The sequence below is a fragment of the Actomonas spartinae genome (genome assembly GCF_051209155.1).
Taxonomy (GTDB): domain Bacteria; phylum Verrucomicrobiota; class Verrucomicrobiia; order Opitutales; family Opitutaceae; genus Actomonas.
On sequence record NZ_JBPJGB010000001.1, the window covers coordinates 356,205 to 381,472 of the forward strand.

The window sequence follows — 25,268 nt, forward strand, 5'->3', positions numbered from 1 at the left end:
TGCAACTTTTGCGGGATGAATCTGACCCCATCTCGGGCCTTGTGAATAGTTCGGCAAGATGCGGGGCCGGACCGATTTGGCATCTGGTTGGCCCGCCGTGGTGGCTCAGCTGCGGACCGGATTCGACAGCGTGCCGATGCCCTCGATTTCGACCTCGATGGTGTCGCCGTCTGCGAGCCAGACGGGTGGCTGGCGGGCGTAGCCGACGCCGGACGGTGTGCCAGTGAGGATGACGGTGCCAGTTGGCAAGGTGCGGCCGGTGCTGAGGAAGCTGATGAGGGTGCGCACGTCGAACACCATGTCGGCCGTGGTCGAGTCCTGGCGGATCTCGCCGTTGACGCGGGTGGTGAGGCGCAGGTTGTCGGGATCGGTGAGTTCATCCGGGGTGACGAGCATCGGGCCGAGGGGGCAGAAGGTGTCGAAGCTCTTGGCATGGTTGAACTGGCCGCCGCCGAGTTCGAACTGCCAGTCGCGGGCCGAGACATCGATGGCGATGGTGTAACCGAGCACGTGATCAATGGCGTTGTCGGTGGTGGCGTTGAGGGTATCGCGGCCGAGCACGATCGCGAGCTCACCCTCGTAATCGACTTTGCTGGACGAGGCGGGCAGTTGGATCGGATCGCCCGGGTGGGCGAGGGAGCCCGTGGTCTTCATGAACCACATCGGGCGTTGCGGCACGGCTTTGCCGCCTTCCTCGGCGTGTTTGCGGTAGTTGAGGCCGATGCCGATGATGTTGGTTGGTGCAACCGGGGCCAGAATCTTGGTCGGGACGACGGGCGTTTCGGTGGCGTGGTAGTCGTCGAAGAGGTCGCCATGCACAGCGCGGGTCGCGCCATCGGCGGTGAGGGTCGCCCAAGCCGGGCCGTTGTGAGTGAGGTGACGGATGAAGCGCATGGGTCAGGGAAGGGGACGGGGTAGACGGGACCACTCGCTCACGCTCGCGGCCACAGCTGTTTGAAATGTAGCCGCGAGTGTTAGCGAGTGGTGATCTGGAAGTTCAGCAAGTGGGCGTGAATTCGCCAAAACAAATCCCAATAGTCGGGCTGCGTTGGAGAGAGGTCCGGATACCCGGGCGCGATGCAGCCGAGATACGGCCATGCGGCAGGGTCGGCGCAGAGGTTCTTTCGCACGGGATTCGCTGCGATGTAGTGACACGTCTTGCTGAACGCTTCCTGCAGACGCTCCTCTTTGCGCAGGATGTGATCGTGGGCCTGCCGTTGCCATTTGTGCGGCGCGAGTGCGCCGGCGGTGTGTTTACGGATGAAGGCGATGGCGGTGCGCTGATCGGACAGAATCTCGTTCAGTCCGATCAGCATAAGGTGCGCGTGGTCCGGCATGAGGACGTAAGCCGGGCAAAGCAGTTCATATCGGGCACAGGCATGAAGCAGGATCTCGCGCCACGTGGAGTGGAACGCGGGCGTAAGCCAACCCGTCGCGCGGCGAGAGACAGTGAACGTCCAGTGGACCATCGCCTCCCCTCGGTAGTGGTTTACCGCGAGGCGTGGAAGGTGGCGTCTTTTGGCGGGATCAAAGACCACTCGCTCACGCTCGCGGCCACGGTCGGTAGGAGCGTCGTTCATGTGGCCGCGAGTGTGAGCGAGTGGCGGCCTGGATGCGAGCCTGCGTCACCCCTCCGCGAAGGCTTCCATGCCGACGCAGGAGCAGACGAGGTTGCGGTCGCCGTAGACGTTGTCGACGCGGCCGACCGCGGGCCAGAACTTGCTCGCGCGCGTCCACGGGGCGGGGAAGGCCGCGAGGTCGCGCGAGTAGGGGCGTTCCCAGGTGTCACCGGCGATGACTTGCGCGGTATGCGGGGCGTTGACCAAGGGGTTGTTGGCGGCGTCGGACTCGCCGTGCACCACCGCCTGCATCTCACCGTGGATGGCGATCATGGCGTCGCAGAAGCGATCGAGCTCGGCCAAGGATTCGCTCTCGGTCGGCTCGATCATGAAGGTGCCGGCGACGGGCCAGCTCATGGTCGGCGCGTGAAATCCGTAATCCATCAGTCGCTTCGCGGCGTCCTCGACTTCGAGGCCGTGCGGCTTCCACGCGCGCAGGTCGATGATGCACTCGTGGGCGACGAGGTTCTGGTTACCGCGGTAGAGCACGGGGAAGAAGGCCTCGAGGCGCTTGGCCATGTAGTTGGCGTTGAGGATGGCGAGCTTGGTCGCGGCGGTGAGGCCTTCCGCCCCCATCATGCGGATATACATCCAGGAGATGACGAGGATGCTGGCGGAGCCGTAGGGCGCGGCGCTGACCGCGCCGACGCGGCCCTCGGTTGAGCCCCACTGCACATGGCCGGGCAGGTGGGGCGCGAGGTGGGCGGCGACCGCGATCGGGCCGACGCCGGGACCGCCGCCACCGTGCGGGATGCAGAAGGTTTTGTGCAGGTTGAGGTGGCAGACATCGGCGCCGATGTGGCCGGGCGAGGTGAGACCGACCTGGGCGTTCATGTTGGCGCCATCCATGTAGACCTGGCCGCCGGCGGCGTGCACGAGCTCGCAGATCTCGCGTATCGTGGATTCGAATACGCCGTGGGTGGACGGGTAGGTGATCATGAGCGCGCCGAGTTTGGCAGCGTGTTGCTCGATCTTGGCGCGGAGGTCGGTCAGGTCGATGTTGCCGGCGTCGTCGCAGGCGACGGGCACGACCGACATGCCGCCCATCACGGCGCTGGCGGGATTGGTGCCGTGGGCGCTGGTGGGGATGAGGCAGACGGTGCGGTCGGTGTCACCGCGGGCGAGGTGGTAGGCGCGGATGGCGAGCAGGCCGGCGTATTCACCCTGCGAACCGGCGTTGGGCTGGAGTGACACGGCGGCGAAGCCGGTGATCTCGGCGAGCCATTTTTCGAGGTCGGCGACAAGGCGGGCGTAACCGCGGGTCTGCTCGGCGGGCGCGAAGGGGTGCAGTTGGCCGAACTCGGGCCAGGAGACGGGGAACATCTCGCTGGCGGCGTTGAGTTTCATGGTGCACGAACCGAGCGAGATCATCGAGTGGCACAGGGACAGGTCCTTGGCCTCGAGTTGTTTGATGTAGCGCAGCAGCTCGTGCTCGGTGTGGTGCTGGTTGAAGACCGGGTGAGCGAGGAAGTCGCTGGTGCGGGCGAAGGGCGCGGGGAAATCGATGACTGTAGCCGGGGTCGTTGACCCCGGACCGGGCTCACCGAGCCCGGCTACAGCGGCGATATCGGGCACGGTCACCGATTCGTTGAAGCAGCGGAGGATGGAGTGGAGGTCCTCGAGGGTGGTGGTCTCGTCGAGCGAGACGGCGACGGTGTGGGTGTCGATGGCGCGCAGGTTGAGGCGTTGGGCCGTGGCGGCGGCGTGCACGCGGGCGGCGGCGACGTTGCCGATGGTGAGCGTATCGAAGACGGGCGCGGTATTGACGGTGGCGCCGGCACTGCGGAGGCCGGCGGCGAGCAGCTCGGTGAGCAGCTTGGTGCGGCGGGCGATGGTGCGCAGTCCGGTGGGGCCATGATAGACGGCATACATGGAGGCCATGACGCCGAGCAGCACCTGGGCGGTGCAGATGTTGGACGTGGCCTTGTCGCGGCGGATGTGTTGTTCGCGGGTGCCGAGGGCGAGGCGCAGGGCGGGGTTGCCTTGGGCGTCCTTGGAGACGCCGACGAGGCGGCCGGGCATCTGGCGCTTGAAGTCGTCCTTGGTGGCGAGGAAACCGGCGTGAGGTCCGCCGAAGCCCATCGGCACGCCGAAGCGTTGGGCGGAACCGACGGCGATGTCGGCGCCGAATTCGCCGGGCGGGCGCAGCAGGGTGAGGGCGAGCAGATCGGTGGCGACGACCGTGTAGGCCTTCACGGCGTGGGCGGCGGCGAAGAACGATTCGAAGTCGAGGATGTCGCCGGTGGTATCCGGGTATTGCACGAGCACGCCGACCGTTTCGGCGTCGGGGGCGAAGGTGGCGTGGTCGCCGACCACGACGCTGAGCCCCAGCGGCTCGGCGCGGGTGCGCACGATGTCGATCGTCTGCGGGTGGCACTTTTCCGAGACGAAGAAGGTGCTGCCTTTGCCGCGGCGGAGTCGGTGGGCCATCATCATGGCCTCGGCGGCGGCGGTGCCCTCGTCGAGCATGGAGGCGTTGGCGATCTCGAGGCCGGTGAGGTCGGTGACGAGGGTTTGGAAATTCAGCAAGGCTTCGAGACGACCCTGGGAAATCTCGGCCTGGTAGGGCGTGTAGGCGGTATACCAACCCGGGTTTTCGAGGATGGTGCGCTGGATGACGGCGGGCGTGTGGGTGCCGTAGTAACCCTGGCCGATGAAGGAGCGGAAGACCTGGTTCTCGCGGGCGATGCTGCGAAGCTCGGCGAGCGCGGCGGTTTCACCGAGGGCGGGCGGCAGGTCGAGGCCATCGCGACGAATATCGGCCGGCACGGCGGCGTCGACGAGCGCGTCGAGGGACGGTTGGCCCAGGGTGGACAGCATGTGTGCCTGTTCGGCGGCATCGGGCCCGTTGTGGCGGCGGGCAAAGCTGTCGGTGGGCGGGAGAAGGGCGGTGAGCGACGCCAGGTCGTTCGCAGAGTCGGACATGAAAACGGACGGTAGGCGGGGCCTACCGTCCGGCAAATTGAAAGAAGAGCTGCGGTGAGGAATTAGGCAGCGAGCGTGGTGGCATTACGGTTGCGACGGCGAAAGGCGGCGAGGCCGAGCGCGGCGACGCCGGCGAGAGCGGCGTAGGTGGACGGCTCGGGCACGGCGGAGATGGAGCCTTCGATGACAAGGTCTGCAACCCGGAATGAACCCCCGGAAGCCGTTGCTCCGTCCCCGTCGGCCTGGGTGTCACCGATCTCAAATATTCTGAACAATACGATGCCCGTAAGACTTCCCATTGAGCTTAGGTCGATGGTGTGATCAATCGACGATGTCTCCGACTGATTGAACGTGTAGAGCGTTGAAGCGTAGTCATCGGTTGATGAGTAGAGCCCCAGGGTCCCTGGACCGGTGTTCGATGTGGAGGTTGTGATGGTAAAGTTGCCAAGGTTGGCGGCGACGCCGCTATCCACCGTGAAGCCGAATTGAACGTAGTCGTCGGCATCGGTCCCTGAGAAGCCGCTTGATGAAAAGACGCCGGTTCCACTGACAACCGATAATCCGGAGCCTCTGACTAAATCGGATCCGCTAAAGTTGGTTTCGCTCTCCGTGGCGGTTATCGAAACCGTTGACCCAGAAGCCGCGCTAGTATCCCAAGTTATCAATGTCTGCGCACTGCCGCTTTGTGCTACAGCACTTCCTACAACAAACGAGAGTGCAACCATTGAAGCTTTCATGCCGGACTGGAGTTTCGACGGTTGCTTTAGCTAGCAATACCTACGCCGTGGGACCAGCTTTTCTTCCGTAAAGCGTAGGTTACAATGGGCCTATTTGGCATAGGTAAAATGCAACGCTCTCATGGGAAGTTGGTTGCGTCTTCGCGCATGCCGGCGCCCCGAGGGTTTAGACTGGGTGATGTTTGGATATATTGATGGAGAGGGATTCGACTTTGGGGGGCGTTGGTTTGGCCCGCTGGCTAGTATTAACCGCCTAAAAGACATGTTGCTGCGCCGAACTCGCGCGCGTTTCGAAACTCCCGGTTAGATGGGTGGTGGTGCCCCGGCCCTATAGGATTGAGCCGGGCTGCGGGTGGTCGCGGCTCGACAATTTGCCGGATGACGGGGCAGAAGAAGGACAATGGCCGATCGCAAACCTACCCGCCAAGAACGAGCTGCTTACGTTGCCCAACGGTTGGAGGAGTTGTATCCGGAGACGCCGGTTCCGCTCGATCATACCGATGCTTACACGCTTCTCATCGCGGTGCTGCTGTCGGCCCAGTGCACGGACAAGCGGGTAAATATGGTCACGCCACATTTGTTTGCGCGGGCCGACTCGCCGATGGCCATGGTGCTGATGTCGGTGGAGGAAATTGATTCCTACGTGCGTTCCTGCGGACTGGCGCCGCGCAAGGCGCAGGCGATTTGGAAACTCTCGGAGATCCTGATGACCGACTTCGACGGTCAGGTGCCGGCCTCGTTTGAGGCGCTCGAATCATTGCCGGGTGTCGGACACAAGACGGCGTCGGTGGTCATGGCGCAGGCTTTTGGCGTGCCGGCCTTTCCGGTCGACACCCACATTCATCGGCTGGCGCAGCGGTGGCGACTCACGCCGCAGGGCGCCACGGTGCAGCGCGTGGAGAAGGACTTGAAGCGGCTTTTCCCGGAGACCTCATGGAACAAGCTGCACCTGCAGATCATTTTTTACGGCCGCGAACATTGCTCGGCGCGCGGCTGTGACGGACACACCTGCGAGATCTGCGCGCACTTGAACGGGCCGGCGCCGGCCGCGAAACGGAAGCGGGTGGCGAAGCGGACGAAGTAGGCGACCAATCGCTCGCGCTCGCGGGACCACTCGCTCACGCTCGCGGCTACACCTCGCTCGGGCTCAGCTTTCCGCGGACTCCAGTTCGACGAGTTGTTCGGCGGCGCTTTCCCAGGCGGTGTTGGCGGCGGTGAGCTGGTCGGTCACGGCGGTCAATTCGCGGTTGAGGTGCTGGGGTTTGCCGGGGTCGTCGTAGGTGGCGGGGTCTTCCAGCTCGGCGGTGAGTTCGGCCTGCTGGGTTTCGAGTTCGACGACGCGTTTTTCCAGTTGGCTGACTTCGGTGCGCAGCTCGCGCAGGCGTCTTTCGCGCTCCTTTTTGGCGGCGCGGTCGTCGCTGGAAGATTGGGATTTGCCCGGTTGGGATTTGGGATTTCCGACGCCCTGCGTCGGCCGTGCTTCGGTGAAGCCGGCGGTGAGCGCTTCGCGGGCGCCGGTGGCCTGGGACTTGTCGAGGTAGTAGTCGTAGTTGCCGGCGTAGCGGGTGAGGCGGCCGCTGTGGACGTGCAGCACGGTCTCGGCGAGTTGCCGGATGAAATACACATCGTGGCTGATGAAGATGAGCGTGCCGGTGAACTCTTTGAGCGCGTTGATGAGCGCGTCGATCGACGGGATGTCGAGGTGGGTCGTGGGCTCGTCCATCAACAGCAGGTTGGGCGGGTTGATGAGCAGGCGGGCGAGGGCGAGGCGGGACTTTTCGCCACCGGAGAGCACGCTGACCTTTTTGAATACGTCGTCCTTGCGGAAGAGGAAGGCGCCGAGGAGGGCGCGGGCCTGTTGTTCGGTGAGGTCGTTCTCAGCCGTGCGCAGGTCCATCATGTTGTCGAGCACGGTGGCCTCGAGGCGCAGGTTGTCGGCGCGGTTCTGGGCGAAGTAGCCGGCGGTGACGTTGGCGCCGAGTTCGCGCGTGCCGCCGCGGATCGGGATGACGTCGCCGAGGATTTTCAGCAGGGTCGATTTGCCGGCGCCGTTGGGGCCGACGAGCACGATCTTTTCGCCGCGCTCGGAGGTGAAGTTGAGATCCCGATACACGACGTGGTCGCCGTAGGCCTGCTCGACGTGTTCGAGTTCGACGACCTTGAGGCCGGAGCGGGCGGGTTGCGGAAAGCGGAAGTTGATGCGGCGCAGCTCGTCTTCGGGCGCTTCCACGGCCTCGGCCTTGAGGCGGGCGATGTGTTTTTCCTTGGCTTTGGCGCGGGTGGCCATGGAGGCCTTGGCGCCGAAGCGATCGACGAACTTCTGCTGGTGGGCGATCTCGCGCTGCTGGTTTTTGTAGAGCGCGGCCTGCTGTTCGTGGCGGGCGTCCTTCTGCTCAAGGTAGTCGTCGTAGTTGCCCGTGTATTTGTGGAGCGTGCCGCCGCGCAGCTCGAGGATGCCGTTGCACAGCGCGTTGAGGAAGGCGCGGTCGTGGGAGATCACGAGCAGGCCGCCCGGGTAGCGGGTCAGGTAATCCTGCAACCAGAGCAGGGCTTCGAGATCGAGGTGATTGGTCGGCTCGTCGAGCAGGAGGAGCGTCGGCTCGGAGACGAGGAGGCGACCGAGGTGGGCGCGCATGATCCAGCCGCCGGAGAAGGATTTGGCCGGCAGGTCCATGTCGGCGTCCTTGAACCCGAGGCCGGCGAGGATTTTGCGGGCGCGCGGTTCGAGGGTCCAATCGATGTCGTAGTCCTCGTCGTCGTCGCCCTCGAGGTCGAGTTTGGCGCCGCCGGTGGCGATGCCGATGATGGTCTCTTCGCCGACGGGGGCGCTTTCCTGTGGCAGGAAGCCGAAGTCGGCGCCGCGTTCCCATTCGATGGTGCCCTCATCGGGCGACTCCCGCCCCAGGATGAGGTTGAAGAGGGTGGACTTGCCCGCGCCATTGGCGCCGACAAGGCCGAAGCGATCGCTGCGCGCGACGAAAAGCGACACCTCGGAAAACAGTTCCCGGGTGCCGTAGGACTTGGCGGCATTGGCGATCGTGAGCATGGAGCCCGGCACGCAAAGGGTCCGCACCCGACATTGCAACAGCGACCATGGACGGATTGGCGCCGCCACGGCGCGAGGGGCTACGTAAAATTCCGCCTCGATTTCGTCCTGTGGCTGGAATCGGGCTGTGACGATTTAGATCGGTCATTCCCCTTGCTCATGTCCTTCACGCTGCGCTCGAAACTCACCGCCATGCTCGCCGTTCTGCTTTTGCTGGGCGCGAGTCTGACCCTCATCGCGACGTGGGGTATGCATCGCACGCGGGAGGGTTTGCGCACCGTTTATGAGGACCGGGTCGTGCCGCTGGAGCAGCTCAAGTCTATCGCCGATGCCTATGCGGTGAACATCATCGACGTGGTCAACAAGGCCAATGCCGGTCGCCTTTCGCTGGCCGACGCGCGGCGTGAAATCGTCGCGGCGCAGGCGCTCATCGACGAGAAATGGCAGGCCTACCTGGCCACCCAGTTGACCCCGGCTGAGACCGAGCTGGCCGCGAACTGCGAAGTGCTTTTTGCGGCGGCAAATCAGGATATCGCGAGACTTCAGGCTCACCTTGAGTCGCTCAAGACCCTGCAGCCTGGCGACCTGAGCGCCTTTGACGGAGCCCTCTACAGCTCGATCGATCCGGTCAGCGAGGGCGTCACGGCTTTGGTGAATCTGCAATTGGAGGTGGCTGGCGCGGAATACGCCGCGGCTTCCGCCCGGTATTCGATCGTCAATGGCATCACCGTCACCGGAGGCGTGGTGGCTTTGGTTTTGGCGGTGTTCGGCGGCCTGTGGTTGATCCGTTCAATCACGCGACCCGTGGGTGCCTCCGTGCAGCAATTGCGCGTCGGTTCCCGCGAGATCGTGCAGGCCTCATCCCAGGTTTCCGGCGCCAGTTCGGACCTTGCCCAAGGTGCGTCGGAACAGGCTTCGTCGATCGAGCAGATCAGCGCCGCGCTCGAGGAGCTCCGGGGCATGACCCGTCAAAACGCCGACAATGCCGCCGCCGGCAAACAACTCGCCGCGCAGGCCCGCCAACGCGTTGAAGCCAGCCACGCCGAGATCGACGCCATGCAAGGTGCGATGAGCTCGATCCGCGCCTCTTCGGATGAGATCGGCCATATCATCAAGAGCATCGACGAGATCGCCTTTCAGACCAACCTGCTCGCGCTCAACGCCGCGGTGGAGGCCGCTCGCGCCGGTGAAGCCGGGGCCGGGTTTGCCGTCGTCGCCGAGGAGGTGCGAGCGCTCGCCCAGCGTTCGGCCGTGGCCGCGCGCGAGTCCAACGACAAGATTGCCGAAGCGGTCGCACGCGCCGCCCAAGGTGAGGAGATTTCCAACCGCGTGGCCAGCGCCCTCCAGCATATCCTGCAGGAGGTGCGCGAGGTGGACGATCGCGTCATGAGCATGGCCGCCGCGGCGGAACAACAGCGCGGCGGACTCGATAGCATTCATGGCGCGGTCAACGACATGGATCACGTCACGCAATCCAACGCGTCCAGCTCCGAAGAGACGGCGGCGGCGGCGGAAGAATTGAGCGCCCAATCCCACACCCTGCAGCAGGTGGCCGAACGGTTGGCCGACATTGTGGGGGTCGACGCCGGCAACGCCTTCCCGCCAAGCCGCTCGAGTTCGCCCCCCGCGAGCGCGAACGGACGGCGGCTGCGCTCAGGCCCGGTGGCCCGCTCGCGCAGGTTGGTCAGCGCACGAGGGTGAGCGCGACCACGCCCGCCACGGCGATGACGCCGCCCAGGACCGAGCGGCGCGTGGGTCGGTCGCCTTCCAGCCAGGCGGTGAGCGGGATGATGACCAGCGGCGTCGTGGCCACGATCGGCAACACGATGCCGGAGGGCGTCGTCGCCAGCGCCCATTGGTAACAACTCACGCCGAGGGTCGGGCCGCACAGGGCATTGGCCAAAACGAACCACCACCCGCGGCCCCTGCGCTGGGTGGTCGGGGCGGCGGGGACCGAGCGCCGTTGCGCCAGCCAACGCAGCACGAAGTAGGCGCCGGTGATGAGCAGGCCGCCGGCAATGCGTTGGTAGGCGGCGCTGATGCCGTCGATCGACATGCCGGCGGCGGTCGTGACCTCGTAGGCGTGCCGGCTCACCACCGCGCCGAGCCCTTGGCCGACCGCGGCGAGAAAACCAAACAACAAGCCGAGGCGCGTGACCGGCACCTTGGGCGGGTCGCGACGTGAGGGCATGAGGGCCACCGCGACGCCGACCAGGATGATGAAGGCCCACAGGATTTGCGGTCCGGTGAGCCGGGTGCTCATCCACATCCATTCGGCCTGCATGGCGATGGGCACGGCGAGGCATTGGCACATGAGCACGGTGAGCCGCGACCCGAGACGGGGCAGGGCGGCGAAGAGCGCAAGGTCGCCCAACCCCATGCCGATCACGCCGCTGAGCAGGAACCAGTTGAGCCCGGCACCGCCCAGCCCGACGCCGACCGTGTGGGCGTAGAGGCCGAGGAAAACCAGGGCGAGGCCGAGCCGCCCCAGGTTGGCCGTCGTTGAGCCCACCGCCTTGATCGATCGCGTGGCGAAGATGGCCGAAAGCGAAAAGAAGACAGTGGTGAGCAGGGAGGCGAACATCGCGGTGGCAACAGGCGTGGGGTGAACGGCAACTGCGGGCAAGCCGGCAAGCAGGCAGGTCGAGGCCTCCGGAGGGATTCAGTTTGGGCGGGTTTGGCCGATGTAGGCTTTGAACCTTCATGTCTTTGGATCCCGCGCACGCCTTCGGCAGCCAGCCGCCGTTTGGGTCCGACGCTTCGCCGTCGGCGGATTCGGCACAGCCGAGCTGGGCGGTGGTGGCGGGCATCGCGGCGGGAGTCTGGGGACTGAGCGAACTCGGCTTGCTGGTGAGCACCCTGAGCGGGCAGGCCTCACCGGTGTGGCCGGCGGCGGGTCTGGGGGTGTGGGCGGCGCTGCGTTTTGGTCCGCGCGCCTTGTGGGGCGTGTTGGTCGGGGCCCTGCTGAGCAAGGTTCTTGCAGACCTGCCGTGGTCTGCGGCGATTTCCGCCTTGGGGCCGGTGTTGGAGGCGTGGTTGGGGGCGGCCGTGATCCACCGCATGCGGGAAACGCGTTTACAGGGGTCGCGCCGTGCCGGCGAAGTGTTGGCGTGGTTGTTGGCTGGAGCAGTGGGGCCGCAGCCCTCGGTGCTGCTCGGCGTGGGTCCCTTGTGGGCCTCCGGAGTCGTGCCGACGCCCGAGTTGGGTGTCGTGGCCCTCACCTGGTGGGTGGGAGACCTGTTTGGCATCGTGCTCTTGGTGCCGTTGCTAGAAACGTGGCGGGTCGGCCAAGCCGAGGTCGGCCGTCTGTGGAAGCAGCCGTGGCGCCCCATGGTCGTGGTGGTGGCGACGTTGACCGCCTGTCTCCTGGGCCTCGGGCTGCGTGAATCGGGCGGTCTCATTTTCCTGCTCTTCCCGCCCTTGTTGCTCGGCAAACTATGGGGCGGGCGGCTGGGCACCCAAATGGTGGCGGTGCTCATTGCGACGGCCGCCGTGATTGCGACCGCCACGGGTCACGGTCCTTTCGACAGCGAGCAGCTCAACGACGGGCTGTTACGCATGGAGGTTTTTCTGGTTGGGGTGGTGATCACGGCGCTGGCACTGCCGTTGTTTCGGGATCGCGGTAGTTTTCGGCTGGGGGCCACGGTGCTATTGGCGGGCTGGACCATGGGGGCGGTCGTTTACCACCTGCATCGACGCACTGAATCGTTGGCCGAGGCCTCCCATCTCCGCGGTGAGGTCGAGAGCGCGATGGATGCGTTGCAGGATCGCATGACGATTTACACCGAAGCGCTGCGGGGAGGGGTGGCGCTGTTCAACACCGCGGGCGAGGTGAACCATGCCCAGTGGCGACGTTTTGCGGATTCGCTGCGGATGCATGAATCGTATCCGGGCATCAACGGCATCGGGGTCATCTGGCCGGCGGCGGCGGCGGATCTACCGAGCTTTGTGAGCGGCCTGGGGCGGGATCGCGGCGCCCCCTTTGCCATGCACGAGGTGCCGGGGGTGGAGCGGCCGACCGTCGCGCCCGGTGACCCGGAGCATTTTGTGATCGGCTTCATCGAACCAGAGCCGACCAACTGGCAGGCGATCGGCCTCGATGTGGGTTCGGAAGCCAATCGTCGTCAGGCGGCCCTCGAGGCGCGGGACTCCGGCGAGGCGCGCATGACCAAACGCATCGTCCTGGTGCAGGACGGTGAGAAGCGGGCCGGTTTTCTGCTCTACCTGCCGGTGTATGCCAACGATCTGCCGTTGCGCACGGTGGCGGAGCGGCGGGCGGCCTTTCGCCATTGGGTGTATGCCCCGTTTGTGACCGCTCACTTCGTCCAAGGCGTGCTGCCCAACGTGACCCAGGAGTTGCGACTGGATCTGTTTGAAGGTCGGTCGACGGCGGAGCGGGATTTGTTGTTCGATAGCGCCGGGGCGGACGATGGCCGCGAAGCGGGCGCGGTGACGCCACCGCGCTACGATGCGGTCACGGAACTGACCCTCGCCGGCGAGCCCTTCACGCTCGGCTGGACGGTCACCGATCGCTTCGCGCGGCCCTATGCGATCGTCTCGTCCTGGATCGGCACCGGGCTCGCCTTGGCGTCGCTCGCGGCAGCCGGTTTGGTGACGCTCCTGCAGGTTTCCGAAAAGCGGGCGCAGTCTCTGGTGGCCGATCGCACCGCCGAGTTGGAATCGGCTCAGGCGCGGATGGCCGAGTTGATCGCGTTGCAGCGCGGCGTGCTGGACAGCCACAACTTCGCCTTCATCAGCGTCGATCTCGAGGGCATCATTCGCAGCTTCAATCGTGGCGCCGAGCGGCTGCTGGGCTACACCGCCGCCGAGGTGATCGGGCAAATCACGCCGGCGCAGTTTCACCTGCCCTCCGAGATGGAGAATCAGGCAAAGCTGCTGAGCGGCCGCCTGGGGGAGACCGTGGCGCCGACGATGGAGGTGTTCGTTGCGTTGAGTCTGCGGGGTTTGAAGGACGAGGGGGAGTGGACCTACGTGCGCAAGGACGGCGCGCATGTGCCGGTGAAACTTTCGATCAGCACGATCACGAACGAGGCGGGGCAGCCCATGGGGTTTCTGGGCGTGGCACAGGATCTCACGGCCCATCGGCGCGCCGAGGCGAGTCGCCGCGCCGCCATGGTGGAGCTCTCCGTGCTCAAGCAGGCGCTCGACCAACACGTGGAAATTTCCGTGGCCGACGTGGACGGCTCGATCGTTTACGCGAACCAACGGTTCTGCGAAAACTCCGGCTACAGCCACGACGAACTGATGGGGCACGATCACCGTCTGCTCAAATCCGGTGAGCACCCGCGGGAGTTCTTTGCGGAGCTCTGGCAAACCCTGCTGCGCGGCGAGAACTGGCGCGGTGACATCCGCAACCGGGCCAAGGATGGGCGGCTTTATTGGGTGGATACCTTGATCGTGCCCGAGCTCAACGAGCAGGGTGTGCCACGCCGCTTCGTTTCGGTGCGCATCGATGTCACGCGCAACCGTGACTACGAGCAGGGACTCGCGCAGGCGCGCGACGAGGCGCTGCACCTGTCGCGGTTGAAGACGGAGTTTCTCGCCAACATCAGCCACGAGCTGCGCACGCCGATGAATGGCATCATCGGCATGGCGACCCTGTTGACCGATTCCGGCCTGGCGAAGGACAGCCTGCGCATGGCCGAGGTCATCCGCCAGAGTGGCGAAAACCTGCTCACCATCATCAACGACATCCTCGACCTCTCCAAAATGGAGGCGGGCAAGATGCGGCTCACGACGGGCGATTTCGACCTCGCCTCCATGCTGCGCGATGCGATCGAGCTGCTGGTGCCGCGGGTCGACGGGCGACCTGTTTCGCTGCGTTGCGAGATTCCGCCGGGCAGCGATTGGTCGGTGCATGGCGATGAGGGGCGCCTGCGCCAGGTCGTGATCAACCTCTTGGGCAACGCCATCAAGTTCACCGAGGCGGGCACCGTCGCGTTGCGGCTCGTCGAGCACCCCTCGCTCAGTCGCAACCGCGAGTTTCGCATCGAGGTGGAGGACACCGGCCCAGGCATTCCGCTCGAGGTGCAGGATCGATTGTTTCAGGCCTTTGTGCAGGCCGATGGGTCCGACACGCGGGTGCACGGGGGCACGGGGCTGGGTCTTTCCATTTCGCGCCAGATCATCGAGATCATGGGCGGGCGCATCGGGCTGCACAGCGAGCCGGGTCTCGGCTCGACCTTCTGGGTGGAGTTTGCGCTGCCGCGTGGCGCCAAAGTCGCACCACCGGTCGCGCCGGCCAGTGCGGACCCCGTTTCGGCTAATCGTATGGCTGGCGCGCCGTCACGGGCGGCCCGCAGCAACGGCCCGAAGCTCCGGCTGCTTTTGGTGGAGGACAACCAGGCCAACCAGGAGGTTGCCCGCATCATGCTCGGCCGGATGGGCCATGAGGTGACCGTGGCCAACCACGGCGAGGAGGGCCTTGCTTGCCTGGCGAAGGCGCGCTTCGACGTGGTGCTGATGGATTGCCAGATGCCGGTGATGGACGGTTTTCAAGCCACGCGTCTGCTGCGCGCGGGCGGCGTGCCCGGGGCCGACGCCAGAGTGCCCGTCGTCGCGCTCACCGCCTACGCGATGCCGGGCGACCGCGAGCGTTGCCGGGACGCGGGCATGGACGACTACCTGACGAAGCCGCTGCGGGCGCGTGAAGTGACCGACCTATTGCAGCGCTTCGGCGCGGCGCACGCGGGAGAGCCGGAGGCGCCGGACCCCGCCGCCGCCGAATCCGCCGAGCCGGTCCTCGACAATGACGTCGTGAGCGAGCTGCTCGAGTTGCACACCGACGGCGGCGAAACCGTCTTCGTCTTCATCGCCCGCCAGTTCCTGAATGAATGGTCCGACGAGTTGGCGGATCTGGAGCAGCGGGCCGCCGCCGGTGACTGGTCGGAGTTTGTCATGCGCGTGCATCGTTTTGGCGGTGGGGCGGCTCTGTTTGGCGGCATGGCCGTCCGCCGGCTGTCGCTGGAGCTGGAAAAGTTGGCCAAACAGGGCGAAACCACCGCGGCGCAGGCCGGATTGCCCAAGCTGCGATCGGCCTGCGAAAAACTGGCCGCCGCCGTCATGGCGCGACTGGCCGAGGTTGAGGCCGGCGACTCGTCGGCCGTGTGATTTTAAGTTTTTGTGCTTCTGCGCGATCCGGGGGCCGCTACGGTGGTCCCTGAATTTATGAAAGCAAAACGCCAGAAGCAGCGCCCCGAAGACCTCAACGCCAAGCGCGCCTCCCGCAAGGGACCCATTTCCAAGTTCATTGCCCGCAACTACCGGCACTTCAACTCCGCCGCCCTCCTCGATGCGGCCAAGGGTTACGAGGAACACCTCAAGGCCGGCGGCAAGATGCTGGTCACCCTCGCCGGCGCGATGTCCACCGCCGAGCTCGGCATCTCGCTGGCCGAGATGATCCGCAAAAACAAGGTGCACGCCATCGTCTGCACCGGCGCCAACCTCGAGGAGGATGTATTCAATTTGGTGGCACACGACTACTACGAGCGCGTGCCCAACTACCGCGACCTCACCTCGGCCGACGAGCAGGAGCTGCTCGACCGTCACATGAACCGCGTGACCGACACCTGCATCCCCGAGATGGAGGCCATGCGCCGCATCGAGAAGGCCGTGCTCGAGGAGTGGATGGCCGCCGACGCCGCCGGCGAGCGCTACTTCCCGCACGAGTTCATGTATCGCATCCTGCGCAGCGGGAAGCTGAAGAAGTTTTACCAGATTGACCCCAAGAACTCCTGGCTCATGGCCGCGGCGGAAAAGAACCTGCCGATCATCGTGCCGGGTTGGGAAGACGCGACCCTCGGCAACATGTTCGCCGCCGCCGTCATTCGCGGCGATGTGAAGAACGTGCACACGGTGCGCACCGGCATCGAATACATGACGACCCTGGCGGAGTATTACACCAAGACCGCCAAGACGCTCAAAAACGGCGAAGGCTCGATCGGCTTCTTCCAGATCGGTGGCGGCATTGCCGGCGACTTCCCCATTTGTGTGGTGCCCATGCTGCACCAGGACCTCGAGCGCACCGGCGTGCCGCTCTGGGGCTATTTCTGCCAGATCAGCGACTCGACCACCAGTTACGGCAGCTACTCCGGCGCGGTCCCCAACGAGAAGATCACCTGGGGCAAACTCGCCGCCTCGACGCCGAAATACATCGTCGAGAGTGACGCCACCATCGTGGCCCCGCTCATCTTCAGCTGGGTGCTGGGCGAATAAAACCGAGCACTGCTTTGCCCTTTCTCCGGCGGCGCCACTCGGCGCCGCCTTTTTTGTTTCAGTCGGTTGAGGCTAAACTTCGGTCGTTTCGCGCCGATGGCGGAGACGTGCCCGTGTCTGTCATCGTCATCGCATGCTTATGAGTGGCCTCACGATCCGCTTGCTCATGGTGGAGGACGATCCCTTGCAGGCGCGTTGGGTCGGGGACCGCTTGGCGGCCGATGGCATTGAGTGCCTCACTGTGGTGGTCGACCGCGAAGCGCCGCTGCAGCGGGCCCTCGCCGAGGACGCTTACGATCTCGCGATCTGTGACTACCGCCTGCCCGATTACGACGGACTCGCCGCGCTGAAGCTTATTCGCGAGCGCCGTCCGGGCCTGCCCATCATTTTCATGTCCTCCGAGGGCAGCGAAGACCTCGTGGCGGAATGCTTCCGTGCTGGCGCGACCGATTATGTGCTCAAATCCCGTCCGGCCCGCTTTGCGCCCACGGTGCGCCGCGCGCTGCAAACCGCTCGCGAGCACAGTGAGCGGGAGGAGCTCATGGCCCGCCTGGCCAAACTCGGTTCGCAGGTGCCGGGCATCCTGTTTCAGGCCCGCCTGCGGCCCGATGGCACGCTCAGCTTTCCCTTCGCCGGCGAGCGCATGCACGATTTGTTCAAGCTCAACCCGAGTGAGCTGCGCGGGGACATGACGCCGTTTTTGGACAAACTCGTCCCCGAGGACGCGACCGGGTTCTGCGACTCGTTGCGCGATTCCGCCACCCAACTCCAGCCGTGGAAATACGAGTGCCGCTGGCGCCATGCCGATGGCTCGGTGCACTGGCTGGAAGGCACCGCGACCCCCGAGCCCGAACCGGGCGGTGGCGTGCTGTGGCACGGCTTTCTGACCGACATCACCGCGCGCAAGGAACTCGAGGCCAACCTCGCCGACATGCGCGACCGCGCCCTCGAGTCGTCGCGCCTCAAGTCGGAGTTCCTGGCCAACATGAGTCACGAGATCCGCACCCCGATGAACGGGATCATCGGCATGACCAACCTGCTCCTCAAAGGTGAGCTCATCGAACCGCAGCGCGAGATGGGCGAGGTGATCCGGCGCAGCGGCGAGTCCTTGCTCGGCATCATCAACGAGATCCTGGACTTTTCGAAAATCGAGGCCGGCCGCTTCAAGGTCGACCGCGAGCCCTTTGGCCTGGGGCAGATGATCGAGGACACCTGTGCGCTGCTCGACGCGACCGCCCGCCAGAAGGGCCTCCAGCTCACCTGCGAGCTCGACCCGCAGGTGCGCGGCGAATTCATCGGCGACGGCCCGCGTATCCGTCAGGTCCTTACAAACCTGGTCGGCAACGCCATCAAGTTCACCGAGGCCGGCGAGGTGTTGGTGAGCGCGGGCGTGGTGTGCAGCGACAGCGGTTGCGACACGGTGCGCATCGAGGTGATGGACTCCGGGGTCGGCATCCCGCGCGACGCGCAGGCGAAACTGTTTCAACCCTTCACCCAGGCCGACGGCAGCACGACGCGTCGCTTCGGCGGCACCGGTCTCGGCCTCGCCATCTCGCTGCGGCTGGTCGAGCTCATGGGCGGGGTGATCGACTTCGACAGTCAGGAAGGCGAAGGCTCGACCTTCTGGTGCGAAATTCCGCTGGTGCGCCGCTCGCTCGATCGCGCTCGGGGCGACGCGGCCGGTCTCGCCGGCGTGCGCACGCTGGTCGTGGCCCGCGACGGGGACCGACGGCGCTCCTTGCTCGCGCGCCTGATGGAACTCGGCGTGCGCGGCGAAGAAGCCACCGGTGCCGAGGGCGCCGTGCATCGGCTCACGGCCGCGCGCGAGGGTCTCGATGATGGCGTCTTTCAGTGCGTGCTCGTCCTCGATGATCTCGAGGGCGTGTCCGCCACCGAGCTTGCCGCGCTCATTCGCGCCGATGCGGCCTATCAGACGGTGCGACTGGGTTTGGTCGGAGCCGATCCGATGCCGGAGAATCCGGGGCACTTCAACTGGGCGTGGCCCGAGGCGGTCGAACGCGAAGCCTTGCGGGCCGCCTTGTCGTCGCTGCTGCCCGCTCCCGAATCGCGCGCCGCCGAACGCGCGCGCTCCGGTCGCAATTTGCTGACCGCGCCCGCGCGCCCGCCGATGCCGGCCCGCGTGCTGCGGCTGTTGGTGGTGGAGGACAACCACGAGAACCAAATCGTCGCGCGCATGCTGTTGGACTGGCTCGGCCACGAGTCTGAGTTGGCGGAAAACGGCGAGCGCGCGCTGGAGCTGCTGCGCCGGGAGAAATTTGATGCGGTCCTGATGGATTGCCACATGCCGGTGCTCGACGGCTTCAGCACCACGCGCCGCATCCGTTCCGGCGCGGAAGCGGGCATCGATCCGGCGCTGCCGGTCATCGCGCTCACCGCCAACGCGCTCAAGACCGACCGCGAGCGGTGCCTCGAGGCCGGCATGAGTGACTACATCGCCAAACCGATCGACCCCGAGGAACTCAACGCCGCCTTCGTGCGCTGCGGCCTGGCCGAGGCCGGCGAGGGCACTGGCCCGGGAGCGGGCGAGGGTGGGGCGGGCGACCGCCTGCGGCGCACGTCCGACTGGGATCCGCAGCCGGTGCGCATGTTTGAGGAGATGTCGACGCGCGACGGCGAGTGCCTGGCGCTCACCATGGTGAACCTCTTCCGCACCGAGACCGCCGGCCGCCTCGCCGAGGTCGAGCGTTGCTACGAAGCACGCGATGCCGACGAACTCGAAATGGTCGCGCACAAGCTCGCCGGCAGCGCCGCCAACATCGGTGCCTTCGTCATGCGCGACGCCCTGCGCGAGGTCGAAAACCTCGCCGCCGATCATGGTTGGGCGGGCATCCCCGACGAAATCGCTCGCGCCCGGGATTCTTGGCTAAGGTTGGAGCCGGTGTTGGCCGATTACGTAGTTACCCGCAGTCCAGCGGTGTAGCTCCCCATGAAAGTCCTTATAGCCGACGACGAATACGTGACGCGTCTCATGCTCGATGCCGCCCTGCGCGAACAGGGCTGTGAAACCATCGAAGCCGTGGACGGGCGTTCGGCGTGGGATGCCATCGAGCGCGAGCAACCGCAGATCGTGATCAGCGACTGGGTCATGCCGGAGGAAACCGGTCTCGATCTGTGTCAACGGGTGCGCGAACGCGCCGGTTACTACACCTATTTCATCCTGCTCACCAACCGCGCGCCCACCCGGGCCAACCGCGAGATGGCGATCCAGGCGGGCGTGGACGATTTCCTGAGCAAGCCCATCAACCCCGAGGAACTCGCCATGCGTCTGCAAGTGGCGCGCCGTCTCATCGGCTTTGCCGACCGTGCCGGGAAAATTGATACACCGCTGGCGAGCTGCCGCCGCTGTCGCCGCGTGGCGAATACAGACGGCGAATGGTGCGCCATGGAAGTGGTCGTGCCGGAAGGCCAACCGGTGGCGTTTGCCTACACCGATTGCCCCGAGTGTGCGGCGGAGCGCGCCCGTGTGCGTCACCGCGCGAGCGCGTCGCCGTTCCCGCCGCACTGAGCAACGCGGTCGAGGACGTCCGCGTCCACCCCCAAGGGGCGAAGGTGGACGCCGACCTCCGGACGGCGTGATGACGGTGTCGCGCCCGGTATCCAAACGCTGGATTCGCCCCCACCGGCCGCTCCGAACCCCTCAGAATTTAGGTCCAGGGATTCGGATTTCGCCCTTGGGATTTGGGATTTCAAACCATTGGGATTTCCGCGACGCCAGCCGCGGCTTGAGGCCGTCTCCCCAGCCCGTTTGCACCCCTTTGTGAAGGCGCGATCGGCGCCATCGGCACATCAAGCGAAAAACTTAGAAATTTTCGCGTTTTTTTGCGGACAAACCAGTTGACGGATTTTTGCACTGGGCCCATCCCTTGTGGCCTGTCCGGCGGGCAACCACAACCCCTTGTGGTCAACAACCTGCGAACAACTCTGAACAACTTTTGTTCGCGAGTTTGCGCGCAGACGCAAAAACGACCGGTTTCTCGTCACCAAATCCGCTTCTTTTCGCCCCTCCTTCGTCAACCTTTTCGGCCACCTCCCGCGCCCACCCGTCATCGCCATGCAGAAGTCCTTCACCGTCGGTTCCAAAACGTTCCTCCTCGACCAGGCCAAAGCCGAAGCCGCCTTCGCCGCCAAGAAGGTGATCAATGGCCGCGAGACGATGACGTTCAACCTGCTGCCGCTCAAATACCAGTGGGCCTACGACCTCTACCGGAAGATGAAGGCCAATCACTGGGAGCCGGAGGACATCCCGATGGGCAAGGACATCGAGCAGTGGCGCGACGACAACGTCGTCTCCGACCAGGAACGCTGGATCATCCGCATGGGCATCGGTTATTTCTCGGCCGCCGAGGGCATCGTCGGGGACAACATCCAGCACGTCACCCGCGAGCTGGTCACCGCCCCCGAGCTCAAGCTCGTGCTCGGTCGCCACGCCCACGAGGAGAACATCCACGCCGACTCGCTCCTCTACATGATCTCCTCGCTCGGCATCAATCCGCACGAGTGCGAGGCCATGTTCGAGGATATCCCGACCATTGTGCGCAAGAACGAGTTCGTCACCAAGAACTCCAAGGACCTGCGCCGCGACATCGATCTGACCGAACCGGAAAACAAGAAGTTGCTGGCCCGCAACATGTTCCTCTTCGGCCAGTGCATGGAGGGCACCCAGTTCTACGGCCTCTTTGGCATGGTCCTCTCCCTCTACCGCCAGAACAAGTTCCCGGGCATCGGCCAGATGTTCCGCTACACCCTGCGCGACGAGTCCAACCACATCGAGGTCTTCCGCAACCTGTTCATGGACCTCGTCGAAGAGAACCGCGAGATCTGGACCGCCGAGTTCAAGGAAGAGCTCCGCCAGACCATGGCCGAGGCCGTCGCGCTCGAGAAGGAGTTCATTCGCGACTGCCTGCCGGCCAACGCCGTCGGTCTCGTGATCGATGACTTCCTCACCTACATCGACTACATCGCCGACCGCCGCCTCGAGGGCTGCGGCCTCACGCCCCTCAACCCCGGCATCAAGAACCCCCTGCCGTGGCTAGCCGAGATGATGGACATCAAGAAGGAGCAAAACTTCTTCGAGGGTCGCGTCACCGAATACCAAAAGTCCTCGGCCCTCGAAGTGGCCGACGACGACGATCTTTAAACCCCGCGGCCGCGCGCCGGTCGGCCGGGTGGTGCTCCCCCTCATCACCCGAAACCCTCCGCCCGGCGCCACTCCCGCCGCGCTTTCGCCCCCAAAATCACAACCCTCAACTACCCCTCCAGTCTCCCCAGCTTCGTTCCTTCTGCTGTCCGTCGTCTGACCCGATTCCCGCCCGGCCGACCATCGCCCCTGCGTCGCCCGGGCTCTCGCGTTCCCATCCGTCCACTTCACTGCACCTCCCGCGTAGCGGACCTTCCCACCTTCCCACCTTTTACAACACAACATGAATCCTTCGCTCGCCCACGACCTAGCCCTCAAAGCCGCCAACCAAAACACCGCCGACCGCCCCAACTTTGCTTGGCGCGAGTGCGTGCCCACCGACACGCCCCTCCTGCCCACCATCAAACTCATCGCGCCGCAGGGTGAGACCGAATTCGACCTCGCCGAGGTGGCCGAGACCCTCGGCAACGCCGTCACCAATGTCCACCTGGCCCGCGGCGAGAAGGGCAACATCTTCACCCCCGAGACCCGCGGTTTCGTCGGCAACATCGTGAAGGAGGTCGCCGCCAACCTCGCCGCCCAAGCCCTCAAGCAGTCGCCCCTCAAGATTTCCCTCAACGACCTCTACGAGCTCATCGAGAAGACCCTCGTCGACAACAACGCCTACGACGTCGCCAAGTCCCTCCTGCTCAACCGCTCCCGCAAGCTCGTCCCCGGCTCCCGCCACGCCACCGCCGGCGTCCGCGTCATCCGCCGCTCCAACCAGGTCGTCCCCTACATCGCCCAAAAGGTCGAGATCGCCGTCCGCAAGTCCTTCCTCTCCCTCCAGCAGGACTCCACCGCCGCCGTCGCGGTGACCGAAGCCGTGTCCGCCCGCGTGCTCGGTTCCAAGCAGAGCTTCGTCCACATCGAGGAGATTCAGGACATCGTCCAGGAGGAGCTCATGAAGGCCGGCCACTTCAAGGTCGCCGAGGCCTACATCCTCTACCGCGCCCTCCGCAACGAGCACCGCGACGCCTCCAACGACAACGACGAGGGCGATGCCGCCGCCCTCCGCCAGGTCGCCGCCTCCGCCCAGCCCGCCATGATCATGGTCAAGCAGCCCGACGGCTCCAACAAGCTCTGGGACCGCGCCGACCTCAAGAAGCGCATCGAGTTCGCCTCCATCGGCCTCGACCTCTGCCTCACCGCCGAGGAGATCGAGGTTGAGCTGCTCCGCTCCGTCTTCGACGAGATCTCCCAAAAGGACCTCGACCAGACCATCATCCTCAACTCGAAGACCCTCATCGAGAAGGACGCCGATTTCTCCAAGTTCGCCGGCCGCATCCAGCTCACCTTCATCTATCAGGAAGTCCTCGGCTGGGACATCGTCACCGACGGCATCGGCAAGCTGAAGGAGTTCCACAAGGACGCGCTCGCCAAGCACCTCAAGCACGGCGCCGACATCAAGCGCATCAACGGCAAGCTCCTCGACTACGACCTCGAGCGCCTCGCCGACGCCCTCGATCCCTCCGCCGACCTCGATCTCGACTTCCTCGGCGTCCAGACCCTCTACGATCGTTACCTCATCATCGACAAGACGGTGAAGCCTGCCCGCCGCCTAGAGACCCCGCAGCTCTTCTGGATGCGCGTCTCGATGGGCCTCTTCCATGCCGAGGAAGGCGACCGCGAGGCCCGCGTGCTCTCGCTCTACAACCTCTACAAGAGCCGCCGCTTCTGCAGCTCCACGCCGACCCTCTTCAACTCCGGCACGCTGCACTCCCAGCTCTCCTCCTGCTACCTCTACTACGTCGACGACTCCCTTGAGGGCATCATGTATCGCGGCATCGCCGAGAACGCCCAGCTCTCCAAGTGGGCCGGCGGCCTCGGTGGCTCCTGGTCCGCCGTGCGCGGCACCGGCGCGCACATTGCCGGCACCAACGGCGAGTCGCAGGGCGTCATCCCCTTCCTCAAGCTCCACAACGACCAGCTCGTCGCCGTCAACCAGGGCGGCAAGCGCAAGGGCTCCGGCTGCGCCTACCTCGAGTCGTGGCACAACGACATCTTCGAGTTCCTCGAGCTCCGCAAGAACACCGGTGACGACCGTCGTCGCACCCACGACATGAACACGGCCAACTGGATTCCCGACCTGTTCATGAAGCGCATGGAAGCCCGTGAGGACTGGACCCTCTTCCGCGCCAACGAGGTGAAGGACCTCCACGACCTCTACGGCAAGGCCTTCGAGGAAGCCTACCTGCGCTACGAGCAGATGGCCGAGGAAGGCAAAATCCACGGCCAGAAGGTCAAGGCCCTCGAGCTCTGGAAGAAGATGCTCTCCATGCTCTTCGAGACCGGCCACCCCTGGATCACCTTCAAGGACGCCTGCAACATCCGCTCGCCGCAGGACCACGTCGGCGTGGTGCACTCCTCCAACCTCTGCACGGAGATCACGCTCAACACCTCCAACGACGAGACCGCCGTCTGCAACCTCGGCTCGGTCATCATCGAGAACCACCTCACACCCGACGGCCAGATCGACCACGAGAAGCTGCGCGAGACGATCCGCACCGCCATCCGTGCCCTCGACAACGTCATCGACATCAACTTCTACCCGACCAAGGCGGCCGAGACCTCCAACCGTCGCCACCGCCCCATCGGCATGGGTGTCATGGGTCTGGCCAACGCCCTCTACCGCAAGGGCATCGCCTTCGCGTCCGAGGCCGCCGTCGACTTCAACGACGAGATGATGGAGGCCATCGCCTACTACGCCTACGAAGCCTCCTCCGACCTCGCCGCCGAGCGCGGCACCTACTCGAGCTACAAAGGCTCCAAGTGGGACCGCGGACTCCTCCCGCCCGACACCGTCGACCTGCTCGAGCAGGAGCGCGGCGTCCCGGTCGAAGTCCCGCGCGGTGGCAAGATGGACTGGACTCCCTTGCGCGAGAAGATCGCCAAGCAAGGCATGCGGAACAGCAACGTGTTGGCCATCGCCCCGACTGCGACCATCTCCAACATCACCGGCACCAGCCCCTGCATAGAGCCCGCCTACAAGAACCTCTTTGTGAAGAGCAACCTGTCCGGTGACTTCACGGTGTTGAACCACTACCTCGTCCGCGACCTCAAGGCCCGTGGCCTGTGGGACCAGGATATGATCGACAACCTCAAGTATTTCGACGGCGAGCTGAAGGACATCGATCGGATCCCCGAGGACATCAAGGTGAAGTATCTCACCGCCTTCGGCATCGACCACAAGTGGGTGGTCGACGCGGCGGCCCGCCGCCAGAAGTGGATCGACCAAGCCCAGTCGGTGAACCTCTGGTTGGCCACGCCCGACCTCAAGACCCTGAGCCACATGTATCGCCACGCCTGGCACACCGGCCTCAAGACCACGTATTACCTCCGCACCCTCGGCGCCTCCAACATCGAGAAAGCGACCGTCGCGGTGAAAAAGGAAATGCGCGGCGAAACCGGCAAGAAGGTCTTCACCGAAGCGGAGAAGAAAGCCTGCAGCATCGAAGCCATGCGCAACGGCGAGGAATGTGAAGCGTGTCAGTAAGAACTTGAAATTA

Annotated in this window: 13 protein-coding genes and 1 pseudogene; 8 read left to right on the forward strand and 6 right to left on the reverse strand. The window is 65.0% G+C overall.

Going from position 1 to position 25,268, the window contains the following annotated elements; all coding sequences use genetic code 11:
* Positions 1-105 precede the first annotated feature (105 nt).
* The 4 genes from AC0MRV_RS01475 to AC0MRV_RS01490 all read right to left on the reverse strand — a co-directional run bounded on the left by AC0MRV_RS01475 (position 106) and on the right by AC0MRV_RS01490 (position 5,281).
* A complete protein-coding gene (locus AC0MRV_RS01475; RefSeq protein WP_472762647.1) occupies positions 106-894 on the reverse strand; it encodes a fumarylacetoacetate hydrolase family protein in 789 nt (262 codons plus the stop codon).
* A gap of 80 nt (positions 895-974) precedes the next feature.
* Positions 975-1,580, reverse strand: coding sequence for a transposase (locus AC0MRV_RS01480; RefSeq protein ID WP_472762648.1), 606 nt, complete (start codon positions 1,578-1,580; stop codon positions 975-977).
* Between the two features lie 45 nt (positions 1,581-1,625).
* Positions 1,626-4,544: an aminomethyl-transferring glycine dehydrogenase gene (gene gcvP / locus AC0MRV_RS01485; RefSeq protein WP_472762649.1), complete on the reverse strand. Its 2,919-nt coding sequence runs from the start codon at positions 4,542-4,544 to the stop codon at positions 1,626-1,628.
* Positions 4,545-4,606: 62 nt separating this feature from the next.
* Positions 4,607-5,281, reverse strand: coding sequence for a PEP-CTERM sorting domain-containing protein (locus tag AC0MRV_RS01490; protein WP_472762650.1), 675 nt, complete (start codon positions 5,279-5,281; stop codon positions 4,607-4,609).
* A 400-nt stretch (positions 5,282-5,681) separates the two neighbouring features.
* Here AC0MRV_RS01490 and nth point away from each other — a divergent pair, with 400 nt between their 5' ends.
* Positions 5,682-6,365, forward strand: a complete 684-nt coding sequence (nth, locus tag AC0MRV_RS01495; RefSeq protein WP_472762651.1) for an endonuclease III — start codon at positions 5,682-5,684, stop codon at positions 6,363-6,365.
* A 63-nt stretch (positions 6,366-6,428) separates the two neighbouring features.
* Here the strand turns inward: nth and AC0MRV_RS01500 are convergent, their stop codons facing one another.
* Positions 6,429-8,327 (reverse strand): ABC-F family ATP-binding cassette domain-containing protein, encoded by a 1,899-nt coding sequence (locus AC0MRV_RS01500; RefSeq protein WP_472762652.1) that lies wholly within the window; start codon positions 8,325-8,327, stop codon positions 6,429-6,431.
* A gap of 174 nt (positions 8,328-8,501) precedes the next feature.
* Here AC0MRV_RS01500 and AC0MRV_RS01505 point away from each other — a divergent pair.
* A pseudogene (locus AC0MRV_RS01505) lies at positions 8,502-10,028 on the forward strand (methyl-accepting chemotaxis protein); the annotation flags it as partial.
* On the opposite strand, the gene AC0MRV_RS01510 reads toward AC0MRV_RS01505, so the two are convergent.
* Positions 10,012-10,911 (reverse strand): DMT family transporter, encoded by a 900-nt coding sequence (locus AC0MRV_RS01510; protein ID WP_472762653.1) that lies wholly within the window; start codon positions 10,909-10,911, stop codon positions 10,012-10,014. The pseudogene AC0MRV_RS01505 and the gene AC0MRV_RS01510 sit on opposite strands and share 17 nt — an antisense overlap.
* A gap of 119 nt (positions 10,912-11,030) precedes the next feature.
* Between AC0MRV_RS01510 and AC0MRV_RS01515 the strand changes: the two genes are divergently transcribed.
* The 6 genes from AC0MRV_RS01515 (at position 11,031) to AC0MRV_RS01540 (ending at position 25,255) form a co-directional block, all read left to right on the forward strand.
* Positions 11,031-15,458, forward strand: coding sequence for a CHASE domain-containing protein (locus tag AC0MRV_RS01515; protein WP_472762654.1), 4,428 nt, complete (start codon positions 11,031-11,033; stop codon positions 15,456-15,458).
* A gap of 57 nt (positions 15,459-15,515) precedes the next feature.
* A complete protein-coding gene (locus AC0MRV_RS01520; protein WP_472762655.1) occupies positions 15,516-16,562 on the forward strand; it encodes a deoxyhypusine synthase family protein in 1,047 nt (348 codons plus the stop codon).
* A gap of 139 nt (positions 16,563-16,701) precedes the next feature.
* Complete coding sequence (locus AC0MRV_RS01525) at positions 16,702-19,503, forward strand: hybrid sensor histidine kinase/response regulator (RefSeq protein ID WP_472762656.1); 2,802 nt, start codon at positions 16,702-16,704, stop codon at positions 19,501-19,503.
* 6 nt (positions 19,504-19,509) lie between these two features.
* Positions 19,510-20,088: a response regulator gene (locus AC0MRV_RS01530; protein ID WP_472762657.1), complete on the forward strand. Its 579-nt coding sequence runs from the start codon at positions 19,510-19,512 to the stop codon at positions 20,086-20,088.
* A gap of 546 nt (positions 20,089-20,634) precedes the next feature.
* Positions 20,635-21,720, forward strand: coding sequence for a ribonucleotide-diphosphate reductase subunit beta (locus tag AC0MRV_RS01535; RefSeq protein WP_472762658.1), 1,086 nt, complete (start codon positions 20,635-20,637; stop codon positions 21,718-21,720).
* A gap of 283 nt (positions 21,721-22,003) precedes the next feature.
* Positions 22,004-25,255 carry a ribonucleoside-diphosphate reductase subunit alpha gene (locus tag AC0MRV_RS01540; protein ID WP_472762659.1) on the forward strand — a complete coding sequence of 1,084 codons (3,252 nt, stop codon included), beginning with the start codon at positions 22,004-22,006 and terminating at the stop codon, positions 25,253-25,255.
* The last annotated feature ends 13 nt before the right edge of the window (positions 25,256-25,268 follow it).